This window comes from Syntrophorhabdaceae bacterium, assembly GCA_028713955.1.
GTDB lineage: Bacteria > Desulfobacterota > Syntrophorhabdia > Syntrophorhabdales > Syntrophorhabdaceae > UBA5609.
In genome coordinates, this window is record JAQTNJ010000143.1 from 1 (window position 1) to 8084 (window position 8084).

Below are 8084 nucleotides of genomic sequence, written 5' to 3' on the forward strand. Positions count from 1 at the left end.
GAGAGCTGAGGGCAGAGAGATAAATCCCGTAAGGTATGGGAGGATGATAGACTTTTCATATCCTGCTATGGTAATTTTTATAGAGAGAAGGAGACAATGAAGATGTGCAGAGCAGTGGTCATCGCGGTGTTCTTGCTGGGTCTGATATGCCCGGGTGTCATTTGGTCTCAGGAAATAACATTAGGGGTTGTCACAAAACCGGGCGCTGCGCAAAATGTCTGTGCTGAAAAATTCAAGGAACTCATTGAGGCCCGTTCGACCCATAAGGTTACGATCTATGACAGCGGCTCTCTGGGAACCGAAGTGGAGATCCTGAAAAAGATACAGACAGGCAATGTCCATATGGGTATCATTACATCCGGTCCTTTTGACCGGTTCGTCCCTGAGGTGCGCGTTATCGATTATCCATACCTTTTCAAAAACTATGAAGAGGTCGATAGGATCCTCGAGGGTCCTCTGGGACAAAAACTCTTGAAAACGCTCGAAAAATCAGGGTTTAAGGGTTTAACCTTTTCAGAGAACGGTTTTCGTCATCTCACCAATAGCAAAAGGCCGGTTCATAAGGTCGACGATGTGGCAGGCCTCAGGATTCGCGTCATGGAATCCGCTCTGCACAAGGAGTTGTGGCGTCTGTTTGGCGCAGACCCGATACCGATCGGGGATCTTAAAAAGGTTGTTGCGGATTTGCAATCAAAAGAGATTGATGGACAGGAAAACCCTTTGTCGGCAATCTGGCTTGATGATTTTTATAAAGGGCAAAGCTATCTCTCCCTTACGGGACACGTCTATTCATCGCATATAGGTATTGCAGGTCTCAAATGGTTTCAGGACCTCCCGAAGAAAGATCAGAAACTTATTTTGCGGTGCATGAAGGAGGCCGGTCGCTACCAGAGGCGCTGGAGCAGGGACAATCAGGAAAGTTTTCTCGGTAAGATAAAGGCGGCCGGTATAATTGTAGATGAGAAGCCCGATATTGCTTCTTTCCGCAAAAGGGCATCCCTGATACAGGGACTTGAGATATTTAAGGTCAAAGAGGTACGGAAACTACTTCAGGAGTTTCTGAAGGCCACCGCGGGTAATGGAAAATAAAGGTCAACGTTGTCTTTTATCCGCGTGATTAATCTTCAATTGGTATTGATTAAAAGATAGAAAGGATTAAGATTAAAGTAGCGAGGGTTAGATGATGGTACGTAATTTGTGGTTAAAATCTTTTATTCTGTTTTTCCTCCTGGCAATCTGTGCGGCAGGTTGTGCGCCTGTTCAGCAGCGAGTTGATCTGACATACGGGCGGTTTGTCAACGCCTCCGGCGGTTCGGGACAGATATTTATTGCCCGGCCCGTGGCCCGTTACAGCGTGACGCCTTTCCAGGCAGGAAAACAGGTCCTTGGAAAAACAGGGGAAGAGGAGATCTTCACTCAGGATGATCCCGTAAACTGGTTTCTTTCGGCGCTTGTGGAGGAACTGTCCGCTGCAGGGTATGAAGCAAAAACCTGCCCGGAGCTCCCCGGGAATGTCTCAAAAGGGGTAAAGCCCGCCATCGTCAGCCTGTCGGCAAACCAGTCTTCTAACGTGTTTACCATTTCAACAGTCGCCGAGGTTAAGCTGGAGGCGCAGGTCTTCAAGAACGGTCAGTTCATAAAGACATTGACTTCCGGTGCCCGGGACGAGGATGAGGGACTGGACCATTCTTCCGAACCGATACGGTGGGCTCTTGAGAAGACGCTGCAACATGCTATGCAGGAACTTGTCCCATATATTATAAAGAGCCTGGAATAGGTGCGCAGCACCCGGCAATAGTTATCCCACCTTGATCGTATCCTTTTCCATAATTTCTAATCATGAGGTTTCAAGCCGGAATAGAGGCAGGTAACACCAAAAGTAAGGGGGTATGTAGCAACCTCCCTGAGACCCAGATCTTCAAGAAAGCCTGCAAATTCAGCAGATGAAGGAAAATTCATGATCGAATCTGCCAGGTAATGATAGGCGCCGGGATTTGCTGTGATCTTTCCGGCTATGGAAGGCAGAATGCTGTTCAGATAGAACCGGATCATCCTGCTGAAAAGAGAATGTCTCGCGAACGTCATCTCCAGTACCATAAACCTGCCGCCGGGGACAAGGACACGGATCATTTCGCTGATTGCTGTTTTTCTGTCGGGTATATTCCGGATGCCGAAGGCAATGGAAACAACATCAAAAGTATTGTCAGGGAAGGGCAGGGACATGGCATCACCCTGTACCAATGAGATGCTTCGGCCAAGACCCTTGCGGGAGATCTTTGTCTTTCCCGTTTCGAGCATGCTCCCGGTAAAGTCAAGACCTGTTATTGTAATGCGGGGATATGCCTTTGCGGCATAGATAGCGAGGTCCCCGGTCCCTGTGGCAATGTCAAGGAGACGGAAGGCCTTGAAAAAGCGCATCTTCTTCACGGTAAATCTGCGCCAGAAGATATCAAATCCCAGGCTGAGCACGTGATTCAGGAGATCATACCGCGCGGTTATGGTCGAAAATATCTCTTTTACTATACCGACATGCTCCGCGTTGTCCATTTGTGAAACGGAAGGATATCTATTCTTCGAACGTTTTTCCATTTGCAGATCTTTCTTTATTGCCCTGTCTGTAAGGCACACCGTAGTATAGTGGAGATTCGAATGTGTGTCAATGCATCAAAAGAATGTTTTAATGGAGCGTGAGGCCGGCATCCTGGTAGCGGGGAGCGATGTCCTTAGTATTCTATTCCCTTTCGCGCCGCCGCACCCTGCCGGTAAGGGTGCTTCACTTCTTTGACCTCTGTTATCAAGTCGGCTATTTCCAGGAGTCGCGGATGGGCGGCCCTGCCGGTGAGGACCACGTGCAGGTTGTGTGGGCGCCTTTCAAGGGCGTCCAGTACGTCATCGACGGGAAGTAATCCGTAGGCTATCGCGTTATTGATCTCGTCCAGTATGAGCATTCCGCAATCCCCGGAAAATAAAACCTCTTTACAGGTCTCCCATGCCTTCCGGGCCGTCTCCACATCGGCAGGGTCCGGATTGTCGGGATTTACGTGGATAAATCTATCGCCGAGTGGACGGAGAGTAAAATCAGGCCCGAGTCTCCTGGCCGTCTCCAGTTCTCCGTAGCGCCACGCGCCCTTGAGGAACTGGAGCATAACAACCCTGATTCCCTGCCCGACAGCCCGCATTGCCATACCGAGGGCAGACGTTGTCTTGCCTTTTCCGTCCCCTGTCAGGACGATTATATATCCTTTCTCCTGTTTCATTGCGGGGTGTTTTTTATCTTGCCGATATTTTTCTCGATCTCTTTGATATAGGGGATTTCATTGCTGTTGTAGTGATATGTAAGGTATTTGTAGATAGACCCCATCATCTTGAAACGTTCCATGACAACCTTTTCAAAAAAAACCGGTGTGTTCTCGATAAGATGTCTGCTGTCTTTAAACAGTGTAGATCCCCTGCCGTAAAGATTTTCCAGTCCCTCAAAACCGTAAGCCTCTTCAAATTCGAGATAAAGTGCAGGAAGTTTATCAACATAATCCGTGGCCGACATCTGCCCCAGTAGATCTGCCGTGCCGAGGGCGTACCCGATTATTCTTTCTTCGTCGGAATGAAAATGCACCTTGTTGTCGAATATTACCCCGGTACAACGGATAGCGTTCTGGATACTGACCACGCTCTTGTCGTCAAGACCGATCCGCGGGAGGTACGTTCCGGCAAAATCGATGCTTCGCTGTACATGGGTGAAAGTATATTTTGCGCCTGTTCCTTCCGTATCGTCATCGCATTTTATATATCCTGTATCGTGAAGGATGACCGCTATGATGCCGAGTATGTAGTATTCTTTGGAAACGAAAGGAGTGCTTTTGCTTTTATTCCAGCCGTCAATGATCTCGATGAACGGAGGGATCGTCTGAAGGGTATGGATGATGTTGTGGTACCTCATATCGCATTTCAGAAAACCACCTGTCTTGCCGTTGAAGAGGTCTATTGAATCCTGAAAAACACGCTCGGCAAGCAGGATATCATCATCGCGGTAGTTATCCATGGATATTTTTTTGATCTCTCCTATGATATTCTCATAGGTTAAGGTGCTGTTTGGAGGCATCAATCGTTCCTGCAGATTACATTGTCACACTTTCTATAATTTTAAAAGAAAAAAAGGAGATAATAAAGAAAATATTGAGAAAACAATAACCGGTCATTTTTTAAAGATCGCAAGATAATAATTTTTAAAAAACAATCCGTAGATTACCGCTGTAAGCAAGGCGCTGGAAACAAGGATGATGTAAATGTTGCCGATGAAGATATAGCGCGCTAACAAGATGGTGAGCGTAAGAATGATACCCGCCAGGAGTGCTTTGATGATTTCTCTGATAGTTTTCTCTGCCATGCGGTATTGAATCTTTTTCTTCAGAAGAAAGTAAAGCATGACGAAGTTGTAGAAAGACACAAGTGAGGTCGCAAGGGAGATCCCGAGGTTTTTTAAAGGGACCATGAGGATAGCCGCGAGAACGGCATTGAGAAAGATCGATGTTATCCCAACAAGGGCAGGGGTCTTCATATCGTGGAGGGCATTGAATATCCTTACCAGGGAAATGGAGAATGCGTAAAATATGATCCCCGTGCTGTAACCGAAAAGGGCCCGGTTCGTGATATATGTTTCATGGGCCTTGAAGGCGCCCCTTTCATAAAGGATCTTTGTACAGATATCTCCGATCGTACAGAGCAGGATCGTTGAGGGTATTAATGTGATACAAAGAAGAATGAAAGAACTGTCTGTGTGGACGGCTATACCGTGCCAGTCTTTGTCGTGGTAAAGCCTGGAGATCTTTGAAAACATCACTGTATAGACAGGCACCGCAAAAAGGCTGAACGGCAGGATAAAGATCCTGAACGCGTAGGCTAAAGACGCCACCTCGCCATGGGGCAGGTAGGAAGCGATGATCCTGCCGACGAAACTGTTGATGGGAACAATGGACGTGGCGATCAGTGCGCCAACAAACAGACTTTTTGCTTCAGCGAAAGAAGGGTGATGGAAATCCATAGAAAAACTGTATCTGATACCCAATTTCCTGAGATAAGGATATTGCATGACGATCTGGATAAAGGCGCCCGCGGTGACCCCGATGGCGAGGCTGTATATACCGAACCGGTCCTTCAGTGTCAGGGCCGCAACGATAAAGGCAACGTTCATGAAAATCCCTGACAGTTCCGGGGCAGCGAAGTGCTCCTTTGCGTTGAGGAAGGCCTTCATTACAGACAGCAGGGTTTGCAGGGAAATAACAGGTATCATGATGATAAACAGGTTCCTCGTGATCTCCTTTGCCGCCGTGCTGAAGCCGGGCGCGATCATGCCCGTGATGGTAGCGCTGAATATGAAGAATATGATCGATACAAAAAAGGTGATCAGTATCGATAGATTGATAAAGGTAGAATAGATCTTTGAATACTCGTCACGGTCATGCAGGTATTGTGTGCAGACAGGTATAAGGAAGGCGCTCGTTGCCCCGGAAAAAAATAGAGTCTGAATAAGCCCGGGGAAATTGAAGGCAACGATGAACGCATCGACGAGAAGCGTGGCGCCAAAAAGATATGCCTGAACCGCTTCCCGGATATAGCCCAGCGGTCTGCTGATAAGCGTTATCAGGGTTATGACGGAGCCTTTTCTGACGATGTCCCGGGCAGGGTTGCCAGAGGAATGTGTTTCAGATATTTTCTGTTCCAATATTTTTTCTCTTCACTGTCCTGCGAAGTTTGTTGAGTGACTTTTGTTCTATCTGCCGGATTCGCTCTCTTGTTACGCCAAAAGTCTTGCCGATAGATTCAAGGGTTTGAGGCTCCTCGCCATCAAGACCGTATCTCAGGGTTATGACCTTCTTTTCATCGGTGGTGAGGGTGTCGAGCCAGGAGGCTACTTCTTCCGCTCTCTTTGTGTGCTCAAGAACTGACAGGGGTTCCTCGACGAAAGGGTCTGCCAGGACCTCTTCGAGGGTGAGCCTGCCCTCTTCATCGATCAGCGTCTCCAGGGAATAGGTCTTTATTATCATGGAAAAGAGGTTTCTTATAAACTCTACTTTGAGGCCTGTTTCCTGAGATAGTTCTTCAATCGAAGGCTCTCTCCCCTCTTTTTCCATATAATGGCTTGTCAGTTTTGATATCTTATGGATCCTTGATGACACATGTACGGGAAGGCGTATTGTTCGTGAGTGATTTGCTATTGATCTCTCTACGGCTTGCTTTATCCACCACGTTGCGTAGGTAGAGAACCTGCATTCTCTTGCAGGATCGAATTTTTCCACTGCCCTGATGAGGCCGATATTGCCTTCTTCAATGAGGTCCAGGATCGAGATACCCTGATTTGTATATTTCCTTGCAATCTTGACGACGAGCCTCAGGTTTGCCTCTATCAGTTTTTTCCTGGCCTCCGGATCGCCCTGTGCTATTCTTACTGCATAGTTCTTTTCTTCCTCAAAGGAAATGATCGGAAGCTTCCTGAGATCCCTCATGTAGAGTCTTTCTACTTTCACCTCTTCATTTGCAGAGGCATAGATGTTGCGGCTCTCTTCGCTTAATCCTTCCAACCGCGCTCTCCTATCAGTTTTACAAACCTGCATCCCCCGTGATTTTCTTCAATATAATGGTTGGCTTCTTCGCGGGTATAGACGATGAGGTCCTGTGAGAATTCATTCCCTATGGGTATTACCAGCCTGCCTCTGATACTGAGCTGCTCGAGCAAGGGTTGCGGGGCATTCGGCGCAGCGGCGGTCACGATTATACCGTCATAGGGACTGTGTTCCTTCCAGCCCAATGTACCATCTCCGATAGTAATAATTATGTTGCTGTATTTCAGGTTGTCGAAGATCTTCCGGGCACGCTTTGCGATTGCCGGTATCCTCTCTATCGTGTAAACCCGTTCAGCGAGTTCGGCCAGGACAGCCGTCTGGAAACCTGACCCGCTGCCTATCTCCAGGACCTTCTCCTTTCCGGTAAGCTGCAGGAGTTCTGTCATGAGGGCCACTATATAGGGTTGGGAGATTGTCTGTTTTTCACCGATAGGCAGGGGATGATCCTCGTAGGCCTGCGGCCAGAGGGCTTCATCGAGAAAAAGATGGCGCGGTACCTTTTTCATCGCGTCGATCACCCGTTTATCCCGGATCCCCCGCGGGATCAGCTGGGTATCGACCATCTGTTGTCTTTTACTCTGGAAGTTGTTCAGCATTATAGTGAGAGCTCTTTTGCCCTCTTGCTTGCCTTCTCTATTGCCTCAATGATAATCCCCTTAAATGCCTTTTCTTCGAGGACGGCGATCCCGGAGATCGTTGTACCGCCGGGCGACGTGATCATATCTCTCATGACAGTAGGGTGTATCCCTTCCTCCTCAAGCATCTTCAGAGTCCCTTTAACAACCTGCGCAGAGACGACCCTTGCCTTTTCTCTTGGGATACCGATTTTAAGACCGGCATCGATCATTGCCTCGAGAAAGAGAAGGAAGAATGCCGGCCCGCTTGCGCCAAGCGCCGTTATCGCATCCATAAGCTCTTCCCCGATCTCAACAACCTTTCCGAGGGGTTCAAATATATCTTTTACCTTTTTTACCTCTTCTTTTTTTACGATCTTATTATGGGCGATACCGATCACTCCCTCACCGACCTTAACGCAGATGTTCGGCATTGCCTTTACGATTTTAACAGGTTTCCCGACGATTGAAAGTATGTTTGACGTTGTTACCCCTGCCATTATTGTGATGATGATCTTGTTGAGATCAAGAAAAGGGGCTATCCCGGTGAGCACGGTCCTTGAATCCTGCGGCTTGACGGCGAGGATGATATAATCGGTGTTCTTCACAAGCTCGTTGAGTTTCTTAGATTCCCTGATCCCGAAGCTCTTTTTGACGGCACGTGCCCGTTCCTTTTTTATTTCCGAAAAGATGATCGTTTCTTTTGTAGCGCCTTTTTTCAAGAGCGCCTTGATTATCGATTCACCCATATTCCCGACGCCGATAATGCCAATCTTTTTCATCCCCGACCTCCTTGTTTCTTATAACAGATAGGCAGGATATTTTAAAGTCAATTCTGTTGGAAGCCGTCAGC

The 8084-nt window shown here is 47.8% G+C and carries 9 protein-coding genes; 2 read left to right on the forward strand and 7 right to left on the reverse strand.

The window, feature by feature from the left end:
* Window positions 1–96: 96 nt before the first annotated feature.
* Both dctP and PHU49_11660 read left to right on the forward strand, forming a co-directional pair.
* Complete coding sequence (gene dctP, locus PHU49_11655) at window positions 97–1089, forward strand: TRAP transporter substrate-binding protein DctP (protein MDD5244660.1); 993 nt, start codon at window positions 97–99, stop codon at window positions 1087–1089.
* Between the two features lie 91 nt (window positions 1090–1180).
* Window positions 1181–1777: a hypothetical protein gene (locus tag PHU49_11660; protein MDD5244661.1), complete on the forward strand. Its 597-nt coding sequence runs from the start codon at window positions 1181–1183 to the stop codon at window positions 1775–1777.
* Window positions 1778–1833: 56 nt separating this feature from the next.
* Here PHU49_11660 and ubiE read toward each other — a convergent pair whose 3' ends face one another.
* The 7 genes from ubiE to proC form a co-directional block, all read right to left on the reverse strand.
* A complete protein-coding gene (ubiE, locus tag PHU49_11665; GenBank protein ID MDD5244662.1) occupies window positions 1834–2589 on the reverse strand; it encodes a bifunctional demethylmenaquinone methyltransferase/2-methoxy-6-polyprenyl-1,4-benzoquinol methylase UbiE in 756 nt (251 codons plus the stop codon).
* Window positions 2590–2723: 134 nt separating this feature from the next.
* On the reverse strand, window positions 2724–3257 hold the full coding sequence (cobO, locus tag PHU49_11670) for a cob(I)yrinic acid a,c-diamide adenosyltransferase (protein ID MDD5244663.1): 534 nt from the start codon (window positions 3255–3257) through the stop codon (window positions 2724–2726).
* On the reverse strand, window positions 3254–4099 hold the full coding sequence (locus tag PHU49_11675; GenBank protein MDD5244664.1) for a hypothetical protein: 846 nt from the start codon (window positions 4097–4099) through the stop codon (window positions 3254–3256). Before PHU49_11675 ends, cobO begins: the two co-directional genes overlap by 4 nt.
* Window positions 4100–4192: 93 nt before the next feature.
* Window positions 4193–5719, reverse strand: coding sequence for a murein biosynthesis integral membrane protein MurJ (murJ, locus tag PHU49_11680; protein ID MDD5244665.1), 1527 nt, complete (start codon window positions 5717–5719; stop codon window positions 4193–4195).
* Window positions 5700–6575: a sigma-70 family RNA polymerase sigma factor gene (locus PHU49_11685; protein ID MDD5244666.1), complete on the reverse strand. Its 876-nt coding sequence runs from the start codon at window positions 6573–6575 to the stop codon at window positions 5700–5702. Before PHU49_11685 ends, murJ begins: the two co-directional genes overlap by 20 nt.
* Window positions 6563–7213: a protein-L-isoaspartate(D-aspartate) O-methyltransferase gene (locus PHU49_11690; protein MDD5244667.1), complete on the reverse strand. Its 651-nt coding sequence runs from the start codon at window positions 7211–7213 to the stop codon at window positions 6563–6565. The genes PHU49_11685 and PHU49_11690 overlap by 13 nt, the downstream gene beginning before the upstream one ends.
* Window positions 7213–8013, reverse strand: a complete 801-nt coding sequence (gene proC / locus PHU49_11695; GenBank protein MDD5244668.1) for a pyrroline-5-carboxylate reductase — start codon at window positions 8011–8013, stop codon at window positions 7213–7215. Before proC ends, PHU49_11690 begins: the two co-directional genes overlap by 1 nt.
* Window positions 8014–8084 lie beyond the last annotated feature (71 nt).

What these genes read in the sequence shown, in the direction of transcription:
- dctP (MDD5244660.1), top strand. Translation starts at nt 97, where the DNA reads ATGAAGATGTGCAGAGCAGTGGTCATCGCGGTGTTCTTGCTGGGTCTG.
- PHU49_11660 (MDD5244661.1), top strand. Translation starts at nt 1,181, where the DNA reads ATGATGGTACGTAATTTGTGGTTAAAATCTTTTATTCTGTTTTTCCTC.
- ubiE (MDD5244662.1), bottom strand. Translation starts at nt 2,589, where the DNA reads ATGGAAAAACGTTCGAAGAATAGATATCCTTCCGTTTCACAAATGGAC.
- cobO (MDD5244663.1), bottom strand. Translation starts at nt 3,257, where the DNA reads ATGAAACAGGAGAAAGGATATATAATCGTCCTGACAGGGGACGGAAAA.
- PHU49_11675 (MDD5244664.1), bottom strand. Translation starts at nt 4,099, where the DNA reads ATGCCTCCAAACAGCACCTTAACCTATGAGAATATCATAGGAGAGATC.
- PHU49_11690 (MDD5244667.1), bottom strand. Translation starts at nt 7,213, where the DNA reads ATGCTGAACAACTTCCAGAGTAAAAGACAACAGATGGTCGATACCCAG.
- proC (MDD5244668.1), bottom strand. Translation starts at nt 8,013, where the DNA reads ATGAAAAAGATTGGCATTATCGGCGTCGGGAATATGGGTGAATCGATA.